The organism is Natranaerobius thermophilus JW/NM-WN-LF (assembly GCF_000020005.1).
GTDB lineage: Bacteria > Bacillota > Natranaerobiia > Natranaerobiales > Natranaerobiaceae > Natranaerobius > Natranaerobius thermophilus.
The window spans coordinates 1,215,885-1,237,722 of the sequence record NC_010718.1; the positions used below are offsets into that span (position 1 = coordinate 1,215,885).

General features: G+C 35.4%; 15 protein-coding genes, 1 tRNA gene and 3 pseudogenes. 16 read left to right on the forward strand and 3 right to left on the reverse strand.

Features of this window, described 5'->3' with window-relative positions; genetic code table 11:
* The first annotated feature begins 232 nt into the window (after positions 1-232).
* Complete coding sequence (locus NTHER_RS05825; RefSeq protein WP_012447608.1) at positions 233-1,429, forward strand: ornithine--oxo-acid transaminase; 1,197 nt, start codon at positions 233-235, stop codon at positions 1,427-1,429.
* Positions 1,430-1,551: 122 nt separating this feature from the next.
* Here NTHER_RS05825 and NTHER_RS05830 read toward each other — a convergent pair whose 3' ends face one another.
* Both NTHER_RS05830 and NTHER_RS05835 read right to left on the reverse strand, forming a co-directional pair.
* On the reverse strand, positions 1,552-2,427 hold the full coding sequence (locus NTHER_RS05830; protein ID WP_012447609.1) for a radical SAM protein: 876 nt from the start codon (positions 2,425-2,427) through the stop codon (positions 1,552-1,554).
* A 127-nt stretch (positions 2,428-2,554) separates the two neighbouring features.
* Complete coding sequence (locus tag NTHER_RS05835) at positions 2,555-3,943, reverse strand: ISLre2-like element ISNth2 family transposase (protein WP_012447610.1); 1,389 nt, start codon at positions 3,941-3,943, stop codon at positions 2,555-2,557.
* Between the two features lie 194 nt (positions 3,944-4,137).
* On the opposite strand from NTHER_RS05835, the gene NTHER_RS05840 reads away from it, so the two are divergent.
* From NTHER_RS05840 to NTHER_RS05855, 4 genes and pseudogenes are all read left to right on the forward strand, one after another.
* Positions 4,138-4,233 (forward strand) — tRNA-Sec (locus tag NTHER_RS05840).
* 381 nt (positions 4,234-4,614) lie between these two features.
* Positions 4,615-6,167: pseudogene (locus tag NTHER_RS05845) on the forward strand (IS1182 family transposase).
* A gap of 473 nt (positions 6,168-6,640) precedes the next feature.
* Complete coding sequence (locus NTHER_RS05850; RefSeq protein ID WP_041366948.1) at positions 6,641-7,906, forward strand: M20/M25/M40 family metallo-hydrolase; 1,266 nt, start codon at positions 6,641-6,643, stop codon at positions 7,904-7,906.
* A 459-nt stretch (positions 7,907-8,365) separates the two neighbouring features.
* Positions 8,366-9,736, forward strand: coding sequence for an alanine/glycine:cation symporter family protein (locus NTHER_RS05855; RefSeq protein ID WP_012447614.1), 1,371 nt, complete (start codon positions 8,366-8,368; stop codon positions 9,734-9,736).
* A gap of 294 nt (positions 9,737-10,030) precedes the next feature.
* On the opposite strand, the gene NTHER_RS05860 is transcribed toward NTHER_RS05855, so the two are convergent.
* Entirely contained in the window at positions 10,031-11,104 is a 1,074-nt protein-coding gene (locus tag NTHER_RS05860) for an NAD(P)H-dependent flavin oxidoreductase (protein WP_012447616.1), read from the reverse strand.
* Between the two features lie 257 nt (positions 11,105-11,361).
* On the opposite strand from NTHER_RS05860, the pseudogene NTHER_RS16505 reads away from it, so the two are divergent.
* From NTHER_RS16505 to ortB, 11 genes and pseudogenes are all read left to right on the forward strand, one after another.
* Positions 11,362-11,529: pseudogene (locus NTHER_RS16505) on the forward strand (M20/M25/M40 family metallo-hydrolase); the annotation flags it as partial.
* A pseudogene (locus NTHER_RS16510) lies at positions 11,510-12,087 on the forward strand (M24 family metallopeptidase); the annotation flags it as partial. The pseudogenes NTHER_RS16505 and NTHER_RS16510, both read left to right, overlap by 20 nt.
* A gap of 32 nt (positions 12,088-12,119) precedes the next feature.
* Complete coding sequence (locus NTHER_RS05870; RefSeq protein WP_012447618.1) at positions 12,120-13,319, forward strand: trans-sulfuration enzyme family protein; 1,200 nt, start codon at positions 12,120-12,122, stop codon at positions 13,317-13,319.
* Positions 13,320-13,461: 142 nt separating this feature from the next.
* Positions 13,462-14,274 carry an IclR family transcriptional regulator gene (locus NTHER_RS05875; protein ID WP_414628111.1) on the forward strand — a complete coding sequence of 271 codons (813 nt, stop codon included), beginning with the start codon at positions 13,462-13,464 and terminating at the stop codon, positions 14,272-14,274.
* Positions 14,275-14,528: 254 nt separating this feature from the next.
* Positions 14,529-15,968, forward strand: a complete 1,440-nt coding sequence (selA, locus tag NTHER_RS05880) for an L-seryl-tRNA(Sec) selenium transferase (RefSeq protein ID WP_148206820.1) — start codon at positions 14,529-14,531, stop codon at positions 15,966-15,968.
* A gap of 4 nt (positions 15,969-15,972) precedes the next feature.
* The gene (locus tag NTHER_RS05885; RefSeq protein WP_012447621.1) at positions 15,973-16,404 is read left to right on the forward strand and encodes an OsmC family protein; all 432 of its coding nucleotides are present in this window, start codon (positions 15,973-15,975) and stop codon (positions 16,402-16,404) included.
* A gap of 182 nt (positions 16,405-16,586) precedes the next feature.
* A complete protein-coding gene (locus tag NTHER_RS05890) occupies positions 16,587-17,456 on the forward strand; it encodes a prenyltransferase (RefSeq protein WP_012447622.1) in 870 nt (289 codons plus the stop codon).
* A gap of 18 nt (positions 17,457-17,474) precedes the next feature.
* Positions 17,475-18,908 (forward strand): sigma-54 interaction domain-containing protein, encoded by a 1,434-nt coding sequence (locus NTHER_RS05895; protein WP_012447623.1) that lies wholly within the window; start codon positions 17,475-17,477, stop codon positions 18,906-18,908.
* A gap of 153 nt (positions 18,909-19,061) precedes the next feature.
* Positions 19,062-20,102 carry a 2,4-diaminopentanoate dehydrogenase gene (gene ord / locus NTHER_RS05900; RefSeq protein WP_012447624.1) on the forward strand — a complete coding sequence of 347 codons (1,041 nt, stop codon included), beginning with the start codon at positions 19,062-19,064 and terminating at the stop codon, positions 20,100-20,102.
* Positions 20,103-20,104: 2 nt separating this feature from the next.
* Entirely contained in the window at positions 20,105-20,425 is a 321-nt protein-coding gene (ortA, locus tag NTHER_RS05905; RefSeq protein ID WP_012447625.1) for a 2-amino-4-oxopentanoate thiolase subunit OrtA, read from the forward strand.
* A complete protein-coding gene (ortB, locus tag NTHER_RS05910; RefSeq protein ID WP_012447626.1) occupies positions 20,415-21,836 on the forward strand; it encodes a 2-amino-4-oxopentanoate thiolase subunit OrtB in 1,422 nt (473 codons plus the stop codon). Before ortA ends, ortB begins: the two co-directional genes overlap by 11 nt.
* Positions 21,837-21,838 lie beyond the last annotated feature (2 nt).

Consider the following 21,838-nt stretch of genomic DNA (forward strand, 5'->3'; position numbering starts at 1 on the left):
AAATAAAATTTTTATCACAATATATTCAAGATTATCCACAAATTTGAAGGAAAAACATAACTTTTTCGCGAAATTAAAAAATTAGCAATTTTAATAATAGAGTTTAAATTGGCATGTGTTATCTATGTCATTTTTTAATTTTTGATAATTAAAAATGTAGGGGGGTTTTTTAAAAAGTATAATAATTCTTTAATCAAAAAAATTGAAAAAGATGAAAAAGGAGGTTGTGTTTATGAAAGACGAAAATCAAATTGTTGAATTAACCGAGAAGTATAGTGCCCACAATTATAAGCCACTTCCTGTCGTGTTATCTGAAGGGGAAGGGGTATGGGTAAAGGATGTCAATGGTAATTACTATCTCGATATGCTGGCTAGTTATTCTGCATTAAATCAGGGCCATAGGCATCCCAAAATAATTAATGCCTTATTTGAACAGGCAAAAAAATTAACTATAACTTCACGTGCCTTCCACAATGATATTTTAGGAGAATTTTGTCAAAAAGTCGCAGAGACAACATCTAAAGATAAGGCCCTACCTATGAATACTGGAGCAGAAGCTGTTGAAACAGCCCTGAAAGCTGCAAGAAGATGGGGCTATCGCAAGAAAAAAGTGGACACCGATAAAGCTGAAATAATAGCCTGTGAAAGTAATTTTCACGGCAGAACAATGTTTCCGGTATCTCTATCCACCAGTGAATCAGCCACACAAGATTATGGACCTATGATACCTGAAATCAAAAAGATTCCTTTTGGTGACCTCGAAGCATTAAAAGGTGCTATTGGACCTAATACTGTCGGATTTTTATTTGAACCGATCCAAGGCGAGGGTGGAGTTGTAATACCACCGGAAGGATATCTTAAAAAAGCTTTTGATATATGTAAAGAAAATAATGTCTTATTTATTGCCGATGAAATTCAAACCGGGTTAGGAAGAACGGGAAAACTGTTTGCTTGTGATTGGGAAGGAGTCCAGCCCGACATTTATATTTTAGGAAAGGCACTGGGTGGAGGAGTATACCCTGTTTCATGTATAGCAGCTGATGACGAGGTTATGGACGTCTTTGAGCCTGGTTCTCACGGATCAACCTTTGGAGGTAATCCACTTGCTTGTGTTGTGGGTAAGGCATCTTTAGATGTGATAATGGACGAGGACTTGCCTGCTAGATCTAAGGAATTAGGAGAATACTTTTATAATAAGTTAGCGGAAATTAATAGTCCAGTTATTAAAGAAGTTAGAGGAAAAGGCTTGTTTATTGGTATGGAACTAACAGAACCAGCAAGACCGTATTGTTTATCCTTGAAAGAACAAGGAATTTTATGTAAGGAAACGAGAGATTATGTAATAAGATTTGCACCTCCTCTAGTCATTGAAAAAGAAACCTTGGATGAAGCTATCCAAACCATTAAAGAAATTTTTGAAAAACAGTAATAATCATTTTTAAAAGTCAAGATAGTAGTAGCGAGAAGTAAAATAAATTAAATGGCCGAAGCTTGACAAGTTTATCAGGCTTCGGCCATTTATATCTACATAAAGATTTAAAAGATTTAATTTTACAATCGCCTGAATCCTTCTTCTTTAATGAAGTTATCTCCTTCATCTTCAAGGGCGCTTTCAATGGTGTTTAATAGTTTGTCTTGTTCCTGAGATAATGTACCGGCTAGTGTCACGTAATTAGAGGCATGGTTACTTCTGAAGACACAATTGTCTAAATCCAGATTTTCAATAAAGACTTTAGTTTCTTTTAATACTTCTTTTGGTGTTAGTAGCTGGAATTTTCCGCTATTCACATCCTCATATAGTTTTGTTCCCGGTTGGACTAATAAAGTAAGTAAAGCTAGATAGTCGGGGTTAATTTCACTAGCAACTTTTGCTGAAGCTAAAGCGTGTTCTTCCCAGTTTTCTTTGCTTCCTAGGCCAGAAATTATAGTGGCTGAGAGTTTTATGCCAGAAGCCATTATTTTTTTACCGGCTTCTGTGATTTCTTGAGCAGTAACCCCTTTGTTTATTTTAGTTAATATATTATCACTGCCAGACTCTATACCTAGATATGCTATTGATAGACCTAACTCATTCAAAGTTTTGAGCTCATCTAGACTTTTTCTTAAGATGTCCTTTGGACCGCTATAAATGCTTACTCGTTGACATTCGGGAAATAATTCCTTGATTTTTAATAAAATTTCTTTTAATTTTTCCGTCTTTAATGCTAAAGCATTGCCATCAGCTAAAAATATCCTTTCTACTTTTGGAAACTGTTTTTTGGCTGTTTCTAGATCTTCCATGATTTCTTCAAGACTTCTTATACGAAATTGTTTATCTTTGTACATACTGCAAAAAGTACATTGATTATGAGAACAACCAATAGTAGCTTGAATAATAAGGCTTCTTGCTTCACTTGGAGGCCTGTACAAATTTCCTTCATATCTCATAGCATCAACTCCTAAAATTATTTTGAATCTACTAACTGATTATAAGAAAAATTTTTTATGTTTTCAAACGAAGTAATACTTTTGATCGTGTCAAGCCACTGTAGGTTAAAAAGAAACCTTAATTCTCCTAGATAATCTGTTTCCTGTTCAACCCTTTTATAGCCGTTCTTGTTAAGTTGTACTTTCCATTCATCAAAGGTACATTGCCATTGTTGGCTTTTCCTAGTTTCTTTTTAGTTGTAAGTTTTTTTAGTTCTTGTTTTATTTGGTTCTGTAGGTTAACTATTTCAGCTTCTTGACGACCTTTTGTGGATAAGTAAGCTTCTTTTACTGATTTTCCATTAGCTTTTGTAGCCAACATCTCGGCCATTTTAGTTGCGCCTTTTTCACTCCAGGCCATTGGTCGACTACTCATTCTTGATGCTAAAATATGGCTTACATGGCCTTCAGCACTACAACCTACTTCAGGGTGGTTTACTGATGCCTCTATGCCATCCCAGTTGTTTTTAATATATTTAATTGTTGCCATTATGCGTTTCTGTCTAGCTTCTGTATCTGCCTTTGTAAGTGCTTCTTGTAAATTTTCAAATACTGCTTCTTGATCTAGGTTTTTAATGTTCTTATATATCTGTCTCCTTAGCTTTGGGGCATGACCGGTAGCTGCTATTATGTATTTGGATAGATGAAATTTATCCAATATATATGTCGCATTTGGGATATATTCTTCACCTACTCGGATCCATTTAGCCCCATCTCCTGATATGAAAATATTTGTGTCCTTTGTGTCATAATGTGATTCGATATAGTCACATACTGTTAACCAAAATTTATCCGGGGATTCAGTTATTGTTGTGAAATGTTGACAATTTTTAAGAGATCTACGTTTTTTACCTTTTATTCCTTCATGGACATAAATTAGCTTTGTTTCAGATCTCTTCGAAGTTTGCATAGACAAATGATCTTCATCTGCCTCTATGTAAAGGTTTGATACTTTTTTCTTTTCTTCTGGTTGCTCTAGAGGTTCTAATTCAAATTCTTTCACTGTATTGGCTACTGTCTGTTTACTTAATTTTAGGTCTTGGTTAAACCTACTCACTTCTTCTGTCGCTTTCTCATACGACACCTTAGTGGCTGCATCAGCTATATCTGATTTTAAAGTAGAATCTACTCGCATATGTGAGGTTATGCCAGCTTTTTCATCAGCTAGATATTTATATTCACCTGTTTCTTTATTTTTATAATATGTTCGGTTGTATACCATATCACCAAATGGGGTTAAGATACTCTTGGGGTCAGCTTTCCTTTCTACGACCCAACCTTTACGATCTCTTCTATTTTCTTTTATTTGGGCATCCAATGCTTCTAGTACTTCTTTAAGAATATCACTACCTAAACCGTCTAGCTCTTCTTTTAGTAGCTTTGTGAATGTATCGTACTCTATTTCTCCGTCTAAAACATTTAACACTTTTTCTGAAACTTGAAGGATTTTTTCTTCTACAAGTTGAATTATTTCCATGAGGAACCTCACTCCTTACTTTTTTGGGTATACTTCATTCTCGTGCGGAGAATGTGAGGTTCCTCTTCTTTTTTGCTTCCTTTCCTTCCTGCTTTCTCCAAAAAATCCTACAGTAATTTTACAATAACAATACTTTTCTTAATAGACCTTGCAAATCTTCAAAACCCCTGTTACAATAGGCGTAGCAAGATTATGGGAGTAGTTGGATCTCTGGTGAGGCCCGCGGACTTCAAATCCGTTGGGAGGCGAGTTCCGTCTCCGGTGGGTTCGATTCCCACATACTCCCGCCAATTTCCTTAATGACGGGGGTTGCGAAGATCACTACAACAGCGAAAATGATAAAGATATCAAAATAAAAACTTAAAATAGATGCCAAGAATGGCTAATAAAAAGATTTATACGGCGAAATGGCAGCACTATAAGAAAAACATAAGCAGAGAATAAAAGATACAATTCATCAAATGATAATAAATAAGTAATGATCCAAAAGTCTAATTAATTTAATATCCTAGAGACACAAAATAAATTGAAATTCAACGAGGGGCTGTCCCAAAAGTGATAATTTTTGGGGTGCAGCCCCTAATTCATTTTAATTAAATATTAAAAAGAAGCCGCTCTTTTGATAAAATGGTAAGTGACCAAACAAACCAATAGAAAGGAGCGGCTTCTTTATGAACAATAATAAAATTGTCTTTAAAGATTATAACATGAATCAACTACAACTGCCAATGGATTTAAGTGAAGAATACCAGATAATCATGTTGTGAGGGTAGTAAATGACTCAATTGATGAACTAGATGATAATTTATTCTTAAAATATTATCCAGGTGGAGGGAGAAGCAGTTATCATCCAAAAATGATGACTAAAATTTTAGTATATGCTTATACACAAAAGATATATACTTCACGTCAAATAGCCAAAGCAGTTAGAGAGCAACTGCCTTTCATGTGGATAGCAGCACGACAAAAACCTGATTTTAGAACAATTAATAGGTTTAGATCAGAGCGGATGAAATACGTAATAGACGAAGTGTTTGCATCAGTGCTTGAACTTTTGATAAAAGAAGGTTACGTAAAATTTGAAAATTACTTTTTAGATGGCACTAAAGTAGAAGCTAATGCAAACCGTTACAGTTTTGTATGGAAGAAGTCCACAGACCGCTATGAAGCTAATCTTCAAGCTAAAATAAAAGAATTATTACAAGAGATAGAAGAGGAAAATGAGCGAGAAAATGAAATATATGGTGATAAAGATTTAGATGAATTGGGAGAAGACAGTCAAATAACAAGTGAAGATCTGGAGAAAACCGTAGAAAAACTAGAATCACGTTTAAAAGAAGAACCAAAAAACAAAAAAGTGAAGAAAGCAGTAAAAACAATAAAAAAAGACTACTTACCCCGGACACGAAAGTATGAAAAATATCAGTCAACTTTTAATGGCCGAAACAGTTTTTCAAAAACAGATAAAGATGCTACTTTTATGCGCATGAAAGAAGATCACATGAAAAATGGTCAGTTAAAACCAGGATACAACATTCAGCTGGGAACAGAAAACCAATTCATTTTAGGATATAGTATTCACCAGAAACCAACTGACACAACTTGTTTAATTCCGCATTTAGAAAAACTTGAAGAACAGCTTGGTAATGTTCCTCAAAACATAATTGCTGATGCTGGTTACGGAAGTGAAGAAAACTATAGATATTTAGAAGAAAAAGATAGGAATGCTTACGTTAAGTATAATACATATTTCCAGGAACAAAAACGTAGTTGGAGAAAGAAAATATTCCGAAGAGAAAATATGCATTATGATGCTAAAAATGATAAATTCATCTGTCCAAATGGGAAAGAGTTACACTTTCAATATGAAAAAAGTTACAAAACTGAAGCTGGTTATATTACAAAACGGCGACTGTATAGATGTTTTGATTGCCAAGAATGTGAGTTAAAAGAAAAGTGTACTAAGTCTAAAAAAGGTAGGACTGTTTGGGTCAATTGGGAATTAGAAAGTTACAAACAAAAAGCTAGAGAAAACCTTGGAACTGATCATGGAAGAGAGCTCTCTTCTCAAAGGAAAATTGATGTGGAGAGTGTAAATGGTCATTTCAAGGCTAATCGTATGTTTAGGCGATTTATGCTCCGTGGGCTAGATAAAGTTAATATCGAACTTGGATTAATCAGTTTAGCACATAATATGATTAAGAAGGCAGCCATAGGATTCTAGGGAAAGACTGGCTGCCTTTATTACCTTTTTAAAATAGACAAAGAAAAGGGGCTGCACCCTTAAAGTGTGTGTTAGTTAGTCACTTTTGGGACAGCCCCTTTTATTTATATAGGAAATACTGAGTTTTAAATAGCTATAATCAGCGATGATTTTTTTCTAGTAAATATATTACAGTAAATTATTAATAAAATTAACATATTTTGGAGGGTTTTTATAAAAGAGCTAGAATATCATACTTAGTAACTAATAATAAATTATTTAATCCTTAGTATTCCGAAATATTCGACGACCTCCAATATTGCAAAAATCCCGGGATAAACTTATTGTGAAAAGCAGTTTTGACAACTGTTATGATGGAAAATATAGTCACAAAAGATTTACAAAAAGTTAGTGTGCTACACTTATTACGTGATCAAAGAGGGGTTTTTGCCTACTCTTCTAAAATAACTATAACAGACAAGGGGGTTGTAACAATGGAGATTTTTGAAAGTGATGGATTGAGAATGTATGAAGATATTGTCGATTTAGCAGCTTTAGGGGATCGATTTGCAGGTTCTACAGCAGAAAAAGAAGCTGGTGAAATTGTTAAAAAATCGTTTATACAATCTGGACTCGAAGTTTATGAAGAATCTTTTGATGTATTTTCTTTTTATGAAAAAAATTCCCAAATAAAGTTAAGAAAGCCTCTAGAACTCACATTCGATACCAGGGCAATGTATTATTCACCGGGAACTCATAAAGAAGGATTACAAGGTGAACTAGTTTATGTAAAAAATGGTTTAGAACAAGATTATGAAGGTAAAGATGTAGAAGGAAAAATAGTAATTTTCCATAGAGATGACAAACAAATCAAAGATCATTTCTGGCCAGAAATAAAAACAGCTTCAGAAAAAGGTGCAATTGGTGCAATTCTTATTAATTTCGATGATTGGGAATTTATAACTACTCTAGAAACTGGCTATTTTGAACCATCGAAAAGGTTTTTACCTATCGAACCAAATGAAATCCCATCTGTTATTGTTAGCAAAAATAAAGGTGACTTGATTCTTGATTTAATGAATCAAGAAAAAGTTATTGTAGACATTATTGTTGACACGCTAAACGAAAAAATGCGTTCATCCAATATAAGAGGGGTTAAAGCAGGAAGCCAAAATAATAATGAGAAAATTCTTATATATGGACATAGAGACTCTGCTGGAACGCCTGGAGCGAATGATAATGGATCAGGTACCGTAATAATGATGGAACTTGCTCGTCTTTTAAAGGATATGAAATTAAATAGAACTATAGAATTTTTATCAACTGGGGCAGAAGAACAATTAGGGGCCGCAGGTGCATTGGAGTATATAAATAGGCATAAAAGCGAACTAAATAATATAAAAGCTGCTGTTGAATTAGATATGGTTGGTAATGGAAATTCATTATGTGTTATGAAGGGAGGAGAGTGGCCAGATAAAACAGTAAATTTCCCAGACAAAGTTTGTCAGTTTTTTTACGAAAAAGCGCGGGAATATGGATATGCCGTGGAATATGGATTCAATGATTTTGGGACACCAGATAGTGGTAAGTTTGCATCAGCAGGTGTTCCTACCACTTGGATATGGGGACCTGATGATATTTATTATCATAGTCCAGAAGATACTCCTGAAAAGGTTGATCGAAATAAATTGAAAATAGTGGCTGACATGCTGTTAAAAGTAATTTTAGATTTAGATAAACAAGAAACCCTCAATTTTTAGGGTGAATAAATCGAGCAAGTAGAAGCTACAGTAATTAGCTTGACTGCTAAGGCTGTAGACAAATAGCCTCCTAATTAGTTATTAGAAGGTCATTTCAGCTTGTCGATTGATTATTAAATAGACTTTGTGGACAAGCTGAACTCAAGTTATCATTATAGTAGAAGGTAAAAAAATAGTACAAGGTAAAAAAATAATAAAAAAGGGGAGCAAGGCGCGCTAGATATTGCGTCTGTGCTCTCCTTTTTTTATTACCTCCTTGGCTTACATACTCGTTCTTAACTGAACGGGTAAATTTAAACAATCTTAATATAGTCAACATTATTCAAATATGCAAATTATGAATAAAAGCATAGATCTGGTCAATACTTTAATAAAGGAATTTTTTATAGAAGATTTCTCATTAAAGTTATTGATTCTACAACACATAAACAAGGAAAAAATTTTAATTGGGAGGGAATTATGGACTCGTTAAGTGTTATCGAAAGTATTAATAATGTGTTATGGGGACCGGTTATGTTAGTACTGTTGTTAGGTACGGGTGTTTTATTTACTATTAAGCTTAGGTTTATTCAGTTGCGGCGGCTAAAAGATACTGTAAGAGAGACTTTTAAAAAGAATGAAGGCGTCAAAGCGGATGACGAAGGCATGAGTTCTTTTCAAGCGTTGGCAACTGCCATTGCTGCACAAGTGGGTACTGGTAACCTGGCAGGAGTGGCTACGGCAATAGCAGCGGGGGGACCTGGAGCCGTATTTTGGATGTGGATTAGTGGTTTCTTTGGTATGGGGACTATTTTTGCAGAAGCTGTGATATCACAGGTATATACTGAAAAAGTTGGCGGACGGGTTGTAGGAGGGCCAGCTTACTATATAAAACATGGTTTGGGTAGTAAAGCTTTAGCTGGTTTTTTTGCTGTAGCAATTGTTTTGGCTTTAGGATTCATGGGAAATATGGTGCAATCTAATTCCATCGCTGATGCTGTAAATAGTGCTTTTCAAATTCCCCCCTTAGTGACTGGATTAGTTATTGCTTTTTTAGTGGGTCTGATAGTAATTGGAGGAATGAGTCGAATTGCCCACTTCACTTCAAATGTAGTTCCAATTATGGCGGTGTTTTATCTATTTGGAGCCTTTGTGATTATACTAACAAACTATCAAGAAATTATACCAGCTATCAAAATGATTGTCTACGGAGCTTTTAATCCAGCTGCTGCTACTGGAGGTATTATAGGAGTAACTATTAGAGAAGTGTTCCGTTATGGGATTGCTAGAGGGTTATTTTCTAATGAAGCAGGAATGGGTTCAACTCCTCATGCACACGCAGTAGCTAAAGTAAAGCATCCCGCTCAACAGGGCCTTGTAGGTATCTTTGGCGTATTATTTGACACTTTGATTGTTTGTACTGTTACAGCCCTTGTTATTATCATAACAGAAGCTTATACTACTGATTTAGTTGGTATTGAATTGACACAATATGGTTTTTATGAAGGGTTTGGAGAATTGGGAAACTCATTTATTGCAATTAGTATGTTTTTCTTTGCATTATCTACTATTATCAGTTGGTATTTCTTTGCAGAGGCTAATATTAGATATTTGTTCGGTACAAAGTTTTTGAGAGTTTTTCAAGGTTTAGTACTAATTTTTGTGGTTATCGGTACAAGTTTAGAAGTGACGGTAGTCTGGGAACTCGCCGATACTTTTAACGGTTTGATGGTAATTCCTAACTTGATTGCTTTATTGGGTATGGTATCTTTAGTAGTTAAGATATTAAATGATTATGAGAACAATTATGAAGAAGATAAATCTTCAACTTTTGAAAAAGAAATTAAGTAATACTTAGTCGATCCTTTTATGTTATTTGCCAATGATGTGTAGTCTCTTGTTGTGTAGTAATGTTCATGAAAATTAGTAGCTATAATGGCACGGTAAGATGACACGGTAATTATTAGTTGATATATAATAAAAAAGGGGTTGTCCCAAAAGTGATAACTTTTTGGGTTCAGCCCTTTTTCATTTAGATTAAATATTAAAGCTACCTTTTTTACTTTGATTTTAAAATACATAGGACCGTATCCCTTAAAAAGTTATTTGTTTACTTTTTGGTTAAGTCCTTTTTTGTTTCAAAATTTAATAAGCGAGTTCCGCTTCTTGGACTAAACTTGTCATTAGATCTTTTACGCTCGTCAATTTATTAGTTCTGTAAGCATTTGTCCCTGAAAAAATTAGACCATCTGTTGTATTTCCTTGACAGGACTTGATTAAGGCCTCGGAAATACAATAAATATTAGTACTGGGATCACAGGGTTTTAGACAATTATTGCACTTTGAAACGGGGATTCGTTTTGTTTCAATTTGTTTTGTGAAATTATTTGAAATGGCTCTTCCGGGCATCCCCACAGGGCTATCAACTAGCTGAATATCTTGTTCCCGTGAATTTATATAAGCTTTTTTGAAGTTTTCATGTACATCGCATTCTTCAGTGGTAACAAAGCGTGTTCCCATCTGTACCCCTTGAGCACCCATCTTTAGAAACTTTGCAATATCTTGTCCGTTGAATATTCCTCCGGCTGCTACTACTGGAATAGTACGTTCATATTTTTTTGCAAAAGGATGTAAGGCCTCTTGGGTCTCAGGGATGAGCTTTTCTAAAGTTGAGCAATCGGGACTGTTCAACTGTTGTTTTTTAAAACCTAAATGCCCACCGGCCAAGGGACCTTCTACAATTACTATATCAGGTACCCGGTTATAACGTTTATCCCATAATTTACAAATCAAAGAAGCTGCCTTCCCTGAAGATACAATGGGTGCTAATTTAGTTTTAGCATCTTCTACTAGACCTGGTAAATTCTTAGGTAGCCCAGCCCCTGTTACAATCACATCTATGTTTTCTTTGACAGCTGTTTTAACCATATCTTCATAATTATTAATAGCTGCTAGTAGATTGACCCCAATGATACCTGAAGGACTTAAATCTTTGGCCTTTCTGATTTGTTTTGTCAAAGCCCTTAGATTTGCTTGATCGGGATTTGTAGAGAAATCCGGTTCAGAATAACCGATTTGGACTCCGGAAATTACTCCGATTCCCCCGTGATTAGCTACAGCTGAAGCTAATCTAGATAGGGAAACACCAACTCCCATTCCTCCTTGAATAATAGGTACTTTGGCAATTAGTTCTCCAATTTTTAAAGATGGTAAAGACAATTTATAACACCTAACTTTCTAAAAATTTAACTATTAGTTAAATACGTGTTGATTATATCCATAGTGTTACAGCTTGTCAATGATTCTATACTATCTTAAAAAAATTTTTCAAAAAAACTGTTGTCTCAGCACAATAGATTATCTTTTGTGGCACAGTTGTTACATTACCTGACAGTGACGTATTATAGAATGAAGTAGCTTATAAATCAAAAAATGATGGTGTTATGCATGCATGTGCCCATGATGGCCATATGGCCATGTTATTGGTAGCAGCCAAAATTTTAAGTCAACAAAAAGAGAAACTTAAAGGAAATATAAAATTTGTATTTCAGCCCAATGAAGAAAACGCTGGTGCAAGGTTAATGGTTGAAGAAGGTGTATTGGAAAATCCCAAAGTGGATGCTTGTGTTAACTGGAACAGAAGAGCATGGAGGGGATTATCTGCTATAGTTCCTCTTATGCCTTCAGGAGAAAATACTGGCGCATGTCACTTGACCTGGACAGATAGGAAATATCAAGAAAACGATGCAATTATTTTGGAACTATCTGGTTGCTATCGCAGGTATCATTCACCTATGGCTAGAACTATATTCTTGGGAGATAATCCACCTCAAGAGCTTCAAAGAATGGCTGATATTGTAGCAGAAGGGGTTAACACAACTTTAGAATTTATCAAACCAGGTGTAACTTGTGAGGAAATTGAAGCAACTTGGGCTGGTGTGCTAAAAAATACGGCTTGAACAAAGAATCCCGTATTGGTTACTCTGTTGGTCTTAATTATCCACCAGATTGGGAGAGCATACAATCAGCTTGCGACCAGGAGATAAAACTGTACTTCAAGAAAATATGACTTTCCACTTAATGCCCCTGGTATGTGGTCTGATGATTTTGGCTTTGAATTGACAGAAACAGTAAGAGTTACCAAAGATGGTTGTGAAGCTTTGGCAGACTTCCCAAGGAAGCTGGCAAGTAAATCAGCCTAAATATAAATTAAAATTAAGACGGAGGGATATTTATGGAAAAACGTAGGTTATCATTTAATGCTAAGGCTATTCATGCAGGTAGTGAACCCTGCCCTACTACAGGAGCTCATGTAGCGCCAGTTTACCGGACTTCAACCTTTGTTATTGATAATGTCGAGAGAGCTATCAGAATAGGCTATGGAGAAGAGGAAGGATATTCTTATGGTAGATTTGGAAACCCCACGGTAGACGCTTTACAAGAAAAAATTGCTTCTCTTGAAAATGCTGAAGCAGCTTTGGCTACGGCTTCAGGCATGGCAGCAATTTCTACTGCATTAATGGCAGAACTACAAGCTGGTGACCATATTGTGACAGGTGATATCATCTATGGTTGTACCTATGGTTTTGTCCGCGATCTTTTACCTCAATACGGAATTGAAGTGACTATGGTTGATACAACAGATCCTAAAAACATTGAAGAAGCAATCAAACCAAATACTAAAATAGTATATATTGAAACTCCTTCAAATCCTGTATTGGGGATCACTGATATTGAAAAATCAGCTGAACTTGCACATGCTAATGGTGCTAAACTGTTTGTTGACAATACTTGGGCAACTCCTTATCTACAAAATCCACTAAATATAGGAGCAGATGTTGTACTTCATAGTGCAACAAAATACTTGAATGGTCATGGAGACATTGTTGGTGGAGCTATAGTAGGTTCAAAAGAGTTAATGGATAAAATCAAAGCACCATATCTTGAATTCTTCGGTGGAATTATGTCTCCAATGGATGCAGCAGAAGTATCTAAAGGAATTAAAACACTAGGAGTGCGAATGGAAAAACACTGCCAAAACGCTAAAAAGATAGCTGAATTCCTAGAAGGCCATCATATGGTAGAAAGAGTTCTATACCCTGGTGTTGAAACTCATCCGCAACACGAGCTAGCCAAAAAGCAGATGAAAGATTTTGGTGGCATGATGAGTTTTGATGTCAAAGGTGGTGCAAAGGCAGGAAAAGCCCTTATGAACAGTGTTGAACTAGTTAGTCTTGCTACTAGTCTTGGCTGTGTAGATTCTCTGATTCAGCATTCACCTTCTATGAGTCATGCCACAATGAGTAAAGAAGAACGAGAGCGTGTAGGTATTACTGAAGGACAAGTGCGATTATCTGTAGGAATTGAAGAGCCTGAAAATGTCATTGCTGATCTAAAACAAGCCCTAGAGCAAGTTGAAAAAGTTATAGATTAATCTAACTAGCTACTGAAACAGGGTATTTAAAAGCCTATAGATATATAGTATTATATATCTATAGGCTTTATTAACATAAAAAAAACTGATAAACTGTTATTAGATCTTATTATACTTACGTCCATGTAAGTAGAACTGTGAGGTGACTAAATTGAATCAATTAATTACACCTATGTATAAACCTAAATATCCTGTTCAAACGCTAGAAAAAGCTTTTGAAATTGTAGAAATATTATCATTACAAGAATCCGATGATGGTCTAGGAGTCAGCGAATTGAGTAGTAGATTAAACATTGGTAAGAGCACTATTCATAGATTGTTAGATACTCTAGTTGCCTATCAGTACGTTGAAAAACTACCTGACAACAAATATAGACTGAGCTGGAAAATTTTTCAGTTAGGAAGTGCCGTACCCAGGCAGAGATCTGTAGGTAATCTAGATCCTAAATACCTAAAAGAACTATGTGAAAAGTTTCAAGAAACTGTCAACTTAGGGGTTAAAGAAGGAAGAGACGTAGTAGTTGTTTCTAAGGTGGAGCCAGAAACCAGCTATAGATTAAAGGCTAATTTCCATGTAGGTGAAAAAGAACCCTTTTATGCAACTGCTATGGGAAAAGTGCTGTTTTCTGAATTGAGAGAAGAAAATCTCAGACAACTACTAGAAGACTTTCAGTTAGAAAAATTGACAGAAAAAACCATTACATCAGTGGACGAGCTTTTGAATGAGTTAAGAAATGTAAAGAAACAAGGTTATGCTATTGACGATGAAGAGTATTGTAAAGGACTATGTTGTATAGCCATGCCTGTTAAGGATTTTTCCGGAAAGACAGTTGCGGCCATTAGTGTGAGTGGTCCTTCTTTTAGATTAGATTTTAAGAAAATGATGACAATTAAAGAAGAACTAGAGAGAGTTACTACAGAGGTCAGTCGCCATTTCGGTTATGGTGTTAAATAAAATAGACTTGTTAATTTCAGTGTATTAAAACTTAATTATAATTCAATTAATAAAATTTAGATAAAAATATTGAATACTCATTGAAAATATGTGGATTATTTTAAGCCCCCACTCCCGAGCATAAATAGGAGTGGGTTTATTTATTCATTAAAGATGTTATCATTAAAGAGAGTTTTGCAATCATCTACAAATTTAGGTTATAATTGAGTTCAATGAAAAACATTTGTATATTTAGCTGACCAGTTAGAATAGAGGTGATTAAGTTGAAGCAATTGTTACGAGCTATCCCATCTGTCAATGAATTAGTGGCAGAAACTGAAATTCAGCAATATTTAAATTTTTATAATCGAGAAATGATTGTAGATATAGTTAGAGAAGAACAGGATAAACTTAGAAACGCAATTATTAATCATGATCAGGATTTAACTAAATTTATGGTTGATTATCAAGATGAAACAAAGGGTATCAAAGAATATCTGATAAATAAAATCTATCAAATGATCCAATCAAGAACGGAAGCCAAATTTAAGCGGGTAATAAATTGTACGGGAACTGTATTACACACCAATTTGGGACGTGCTCCTCTTTCATCGGGTATCATGGAGAAACTTACAGAAACTGTTTCAAACTATAGTAATTTAGAATATGATTTGGACCAAGGTTCAAGGGGTAGCAGATATGATCATATAGAAGATTTGATTACTACTCTTACAGGTGCTGAAAGTGCTATGGTGGTAAACAACAATGCAGCCGCAGTCATGCTTGTCTTGAAAGCATTGGCACAGGACAAAGAAGTGATACTTTCGAGAGGTGAACTCGTAGAGATTGGTGGTAGCTTTAGAATTCCTGAAGTAATGAAACAAAGTGGTGCTCATTTAGTAGAAGTTGGCACTACCAATAAGACTCATTTAAAAGATTATGAACAGGCAATTTCAGAAGAAACAGGGTTGATTATGAAGGTACACACCTCTAATTATGAAATAATTGGCTTTACAGACAGCGTTTCTCGCAGTGAACTGGTGGAAATGTCACACAATAATGGGATCACAGTAGTGGAAGACTTAGGAAGTGGGCTTTTTCTAGACTTAACAGAGTACGGTTTAGATAATGAACCTACTATAAAAGAAGTTTTAGATACTGGTGTTGATTTGGTAACATTTAGTGGAGATAAACTACTGGGAGGACCACAAACTGGAATAATAGCTGGAAGAAGAGAGCTGATTCAACTTTTAAAACAAGACCAATTAACAAGGGCTCTTCGAGTTGATAAACTATCATTAAAAGCGCTAGAGGAAACCTTACGTTTATATTTACAGCCAGAACAAGCCAGGGAAAAGATACCAGTTCTGAATATGCTGACAATATCTCAGGATGAAATCAAAACACGTGCAAAATTACTTTACGATAAACTTTCGGAATTTATCACCAAAGAATATAAATTAGAAATTGAATCTAATATTTCTAGGGTAGGAGGAGGGGCTATGCCAACCCAGGAATTACCGACTTGGGTAGTTACTTTAACTTGTTCATCAACTGATCTTCATAAAATTTGGGATCAATTGAGACAACAAAACCCTCCTATAGTTACAAGATTGCAAAAAGATAAATTGGTGTTTGACTTGCGAACAGTTTCAATTAAAGAAATAGACATAGTAGCTTCTAAAGTTACTAAAGTTATTATAAAGGGAGAGTGATAAAGTGAAGAGCAAAATTATTTGGAAAGACAATATGGCTTTTTATGGAGAAGGTGAAAATAGTACTAACCAAGTAGTCTTTGATGCAACATCGGGGGTTGGGGGAAATGAAGAAGGACCCTGTCCCATGGAAATGTTATTAATAAGTCTTGCTGGATGTGCCAGTATGGATATCATGACGATAATAAGAAAAAGACGAAAAGAAATTGAAGAATATTGGGTTGAAGTTTCCGGAGAGAGAAGAGATGAGCATCCCAAAATCTTTGAAAAAATTGACATGACCTTTCATGTTAAAAGTAAAGATTTGACGGAAAAAGAATTGGTTCGAGCCATTGAATTGTCAGAAAGTACTTATTGTTCCGTATGGAGTAGCTTTGACCCTGACAAAACCGAGATCACCTACGATTATGTAATCCATCCACCTGCTGAAGAATAAATACAAAGAATAATGATTTTCGCTGACAAATATTTATGGACTGACTTTAAAAACTGAAAGCAAATGCTTTCAGTTTTTTTTTAGAATTAGATTTAATTTAAATAATAAAGTAAATAATATTGTAAAATATAAATTTCAACAACGAAACATAAAAGCGCTAAATTTTAAAAGGAGTTGCTACAATGAAATCAACATTATATTTCAGAGCTTTAAGACCTTTTTCTTTCCCTACCTCTATTATTCCTATTACAATAGGTACTTTCTGGGAGATAGGAAGTGGTGTTAATTGGCCAATTTATTTGATAACTTTATTATGCGGGATAGCTATACATGGTGGTACTAATTTAACTAACGATTATTATGATTTTATACGAGGAGTAGATACTGTAAATTCCTTTGGGTCAAGTAAACTTTTGCCATTACAAATTATTCCTCCCAGAAACATATTAATATTCGCAGTTATGTCTTTTAGTTTTGCATTTATTCTTAGTCTAATTCTTGGTATATTAACTTCATATAAAGTAACTGTTATTGCTGTCATAGGAATTCTAGCTGGTTATTTTTATACAGGGTTTCCGTTACAACTGAAATATCGGGCTTTAGGTCCAGTTCTAGTTTTTTTAATGATGGGCCCATTGTTAGTAAAAGCTGGGGGTTTGACACAACTGGGTTATTCAGATTGGGATTTAATTTTGATTAGTATTCCCATTGCATGTTTAGTATCTATTATTTTACAAGCGAATGATCTGAGGGATAAAAGATGGGATAAAAGAAGTGGTGTAACTACTTTTGCTATTTTGTTTGGCTACTCAATGGCATGTAAAATTTTTACAATAACTGGATTGGTAGCTTTTTTACTAATCCCCATATTCGTCAGTCAAGGATTACTTCCATATTTTACAATGATTACATGGTTGTTACTGCCTAAATTTTTTGCAGTTAATCGCAAAATTTACAAGGGGACTTCCTCTCTTATGTTGAATATTGATATAGAGATGACTAAACTATATTCCCTGTTTGGTGTAATAATTATATTTTCCATATTAATATAGGGTACTGGAGGTGAAGATTTGAAAGCACCAGATGTATTATACAAAGATGTACTTGATGCTTTAGATGAAGGTGTACACGTGGTCGATGCCAATGGTCAAACAATCTTTTATAACAGGCAAATGGGACAGTTAGAGGGAATGGAGCAAGAACAAGTAATTGGGAAGCCTTTATTAGAAGTTTTTCCTTGTTTAAACTCAGAAACCAGTACTCTCTTGAAAGTATTAGAAACTGGTCTTCCAATTAAAAACAGAGTTCAAACTTATTTAACAATAACAGGTACTCAAGTGACTACAGTAAATAGCAGTTATCCCATTAAAATAAATGATAATATCGTTGCAGCTTGTGAAATTGCAAAGGATATTACAGAGCTGAAAAATATGTCGGAAGAAATTATCGAACTGAAACAAAAGATGATTTCAGAAGGAACAGAAGATTTGGATGAAGAAGATGATGAACAAACTGCTATTGTAGGTAAAAGCCGTGTGATCAGACAAGTTCTTGATTACACTAGAAAAATAGCCAATACACCTTCCAATGTATTGATTTATGGTGAAACAGGAACAGGTAAAGAGATGTTTGCCAGAGAGATCCATCAAAAGAGCCACAGGAAATCCAATCCTTTTATTGCTCAAAATTGTGCAGCTTTACCTTCTGAATTAGTCGAAGGAATTTTATTTGGAACAGTAAAGGGAGGTTTTACTGGTGCTGTAAATAGACCAGGATTATTTCAGCAAGCTCACAAAGGGACTTTGCTTTTAGATGAAATTCATACTTTGCCACTTCATTTGCAGGCAAAGTTGTTAAGGGTTTTGGAAGAAAAGAAAGTTCGACCAGTAGGAGGGAAAGAAGAACAGGATGTTGATGTAAGAGTTATTACAACAATGAATACTGATCCCATCAAGGCCATGGAAGAAGAGACCCTTCGACCAGATCTATATTATAGAATCAGTGTCATTAACTTGTTTTTGCCTCCTTTGAGAGACAGAAAAGAAGATATCTTGCCATTGATAGACTATTTCCTACAAAAATTTCAAAAGGAATTTAATAAAGAAATTAAAGGGATGGACCAAAACTTACTGGAAAAATTACAAAATTATTACTGGCCAGGTAATGTCAGAGAGCTAGAACACTCTATTGAAGCAGCTATGAATGTAATTGAAAGTGGGGAACGCATGACCGTAGAACACTTGCCACCTTTAATGAAACAAAATATCTTTGAAATTGATCAGGACTGGCACGATGATACAACAATTAATGAACAAGAACTAATTGATTTTGAAGAAGGAGAAACTCTACCCAATAAGATGGCAAGCTTTGAAAGAAAGGCCATTGAAGGACAACTAAAAAAATATAATGGTAACATATCTCAAGCTGCTAATAGCTTGGGGATAAGTAGACAAGCGTTACAGTATAAAATTAAAAAGTACCGTTTAGCGGATATCGCAAATTAATTTGCACCAAACAGTAAAAATTTGCGTTAAAATCCTGTGATAACAAGGTTATATCCCTATTTATAAATTGGCATGAATTTTGCATATAATTTAACATGAATTTTGGAAACTTAAAAATAGGGAATTAAAATAATTTAGGAGGTGTCAAGTAATATGGAAAATATTAGAGTTTTAGTAAGGGGCCTAGGTAATATGGGTTCCGGTATGGCAAAAATGGTGATTGACAAGGAAGGTTTGGATTTAGTTGGTGGGGTAGCCGGTCGACCAAACAAAGTTGGAAAAGATGTTGGAGAAGTGGTCGGTCGTGAAGCTATTGGTGTTAATGTGAATAACGATTTAGTAGCTGAAATTAAAGACAAGAAACCTGATGTAGTACTACAAGCTAACACTTCTTTTACCAAGGATGCTTTTCCTGAAATTAAGGAAATACTTGAACAAGGTGTTAATGTAATTTCTATTGCAGAAGAAATGGCATATCCTTCGGTACAGGAAAAAGAACTTGCTCAGCAAATGGATGAAATAGCTAAGAAAAATGGTGTTAGTGTTTTAGGTACAGGAGTAAATCCAGGTTTTGTCTTGGATACATTGATTATAGCTTTGAGCGGTGGAGCAATTAGTGTAGACAGTATCAAGGCTTCAAGAGTAAATGATCTATCACCATTTGGTGCAACTGTGATGAAAACCCAGGGAGTAGGAACTACGGTAGAAGAATTTAATAAAGGTGTAGAAGAAGGTACAATAGTAGGACACGTAGGCTTTCCAGAGAGTATATACATGATTGCAGATGCTCTTGGAATAACTTTAGATAAAATTGAAGAGACTAGAGAGCCTATTGTTTCTGAAACTTATCGCGAAACTGAACATGTTAAAGTTGAACCTGGCATGGTTGCTGGTTGTAGGCATGTGGGTAAAGGTTTTAAAGATGGCGAGGAGCTAATTGTTTTAGAACATCCTCAACAGATCCATCCTGACAAAGAAGGTGTAGATACAGGAGACTATATCTACATTAAAGGTAATCCAGAAATTAATATGTCAATTAATCCAGAAGTTCCTGGTGGAGTAGGAACTATTGCAACTGCAGTCAACATGATTCCACTATTGGTTGATGCTCCTGCAGGGTTGACTTCTATGAAAGATCTGCCTGTACCAAGAGCGATTGTTGGCGATGTTAAAAAAATTATGGGGAGGCGATAATATTGAGTACTCAAGCCAAAAAAGGTGAATGGGTACAAATCCATAATACGGTGTTATCACCTGAAGAGCGACCTGCTAATCTTCCAGAGGAAACTAAGCAAGTTCCTCTGGAAATGTGGGTTAAAGGATTTCTTATTGATGAACAAGCGAAGGTCGGAGACCAAGTAGAAATTGAAACAGTAATTGGAAGAAAGGTACGCGGAGAGCTGGTAAGGGTATCTCCTGGATACAAACATGACTTTGGTGTACCTCCAACTGAACTTTTATCTATTGGTAAAGAGCTACGAGCTCGTATGAAGGAGGTGGGTTACGGTGACGAATAAAAGTTATCAAGCAGTAATGGATAGACGTGGAGAAATCATGAAAAAAGCAGTAGGAATAAACTATAACAAGTTTGAGCGTTCTCGTGTAGCTTTTGATTACGAATCAATGATGCAAGAAGTAGGTTACAGTGTAGATAAAGTACGAGATATTCAAGAAGAAACTGGAATTGGCAACACACCGCTTTTGGAGATGAAAAACTTATCTCAACTAGCTAGAGAACTTGCCCCTGAAGGAAAAGGTGCTCGCATATTTATCAAGGATGAAGCCTGCAATCCTTCAGGCAGTTTTAAAGCAAGAAGAGGAAGTGTATCGGTTTATCATGCAAAAAAACATGGATACAAAGGGGTTATTTCAGCCACTAGTGGAAACTACGGTGCTGCAGTAGCTTCTCAAGCTGCCATGAGAGGGCTGGATTGTATTGTAGTTCAAGAAGTTTTTGACTCAGAATATAAAGGTCAACCAGAGATTATGGAAAAAGGTCGTAAGTGTGAATCCTACGGAGCGGAAGTTGTTCAGTTGACAGTAGGTCCAGAGCTATTTTACAAGTTCTTGATTCTATTGGAAGAGACAGGCTACTTTAATGCTTCTCTGTATACTCCTTTTGGAATAGCAGGAATAGAGACTCTAGGATATGAAATTGCAGAACAAACTAGAAATCAAGCAGGTAAAGACCCGGATGCAGTGATAGTTACCAATGCGGGCGGTGGAAACTTAACTGGAACGGCCAGGGGATTATCAAAGGCCGGATGTAATGACACAGAAATAATTGCAGCCAGTGTTGACTTGAGTGGTCTTCATAGTGCCAGTGATGTAGATTTTAACCGTAAATCCTTTACAACTGGCCATACTGGCTTTGGTATGCCCTTTACAACATGGCCAGATAGATCTGATGTACCAAGAAGTGCTGCACGTCCTTTAAGGCATATGGATCGCTATGTTACTGTATCTCAAGGTGAAGTGTTCTACATCACAGAAGCCTTGGCGCAACTCGATGGTTTAGAAAGAGGACCAGCTGGAAATACCAGTTTGGCTGCTGCATTCGATATAGCACAAACCATGGATGAGGACCAAGTGATTGTAGTGCAAGAAACTGAATATACAAGTGCTGGAAAGCATCCTTATGCTCAATTAACCTTTGCTAAGGAGCAAGGAATAGAAGTGAAAAGAGGAGATCCAGCTAAAGAAGATAAGCCCGGTGAACGAATCATTATCCCTGAAACTCCAGAACAAATCAGAACACAAAATGTAGAACTAGATAAATTAAGACAATCATATCTCAAAAATGTAGTTAAAAATACAGGTGTGAAAGAACTTGATAATGATGATAAAGATTTTGTAGCAGAGGAATTAGGAATTTCTAAAGATAGGGTAGATCAGTTATTGGAAAAAGTTCTGAAAGAGGAGGGTTAAGC